Raw genomic sequence first — 547 nt, 5'->3', positions numbered from 1 at the left:
TTGCAGCCGCTGGCGGTCGCGAAGATCCTGAAGGCGCTAGTCGATCAAGAGAAGCCTGAGCTCGTCATCCTGGGCAAGCAGGCCATCGACGACGACTCGAATCAAACCGGCCAGATGCTCGCTGCACTGGCGGGTCTGCCGCAAGCGACGTTCGCATCGAAGGTCGTCGTTGCCGATGGCAAAGCCACGGTATCGCGCGAAGTCGATGGCGGCGCCGAAACGCTGTCGCTGAAATTGCCCGCAGTCGTCACGACCGATCTGCGCCTGAACGAGCCGCGCTACGTGACGCTGCCCAACATCATGAAGGCGAAGAAGAAGCCTTTAAGCACGATGACGCCTGCCGATCTTGACGTCGATGTTACGCCGCGTCTGAAGACGCTGAAAGTCGTCGAGCCGCCGAAGCGCAGCGCGGGCATCACCGTGCCCGACGTGAAGACGCTGGTCGAAAAACTGAAAACCGAAGCGAAGGTGATCTGAACATGACGATTCTCGTAATTGCAGAACACGACAATGCGTCGATCAAGGCAGCGACGCTGAACACGGTTGC

At 59.4% G+C, this 547-nt stretch carries 1 pseudogene; it reads left to right on the top strand.

Going from position 1 to position 547, the window contains the following annotated elements:
* A pseudogene (locus tag QCE58_RS34015) lies at nucleotides 1–477 on the top strand (electron transfer flavoprotein subunit beta/FixA family protein); the annotation flags it as partial.
* Between the last annotated feature and the right edge of the window lie 70 nt (nucleotides 478–547).

Source organism: Caballeronia sp. LZ028, from assembly GCF_031451415.1.
Classification (GTDB): Bacteria; Pseudomonadota; Gammaproteobacteria; order Burkholderiales; family Burkholderiaceae; genus Caballeronia; species Caballeronia zhejiangensis.
The sequence above is the reverse complement of the archived record's forward strand: the minus strand, read 5'-3'. Positions and strand labels throughout refer to the sequence as shown.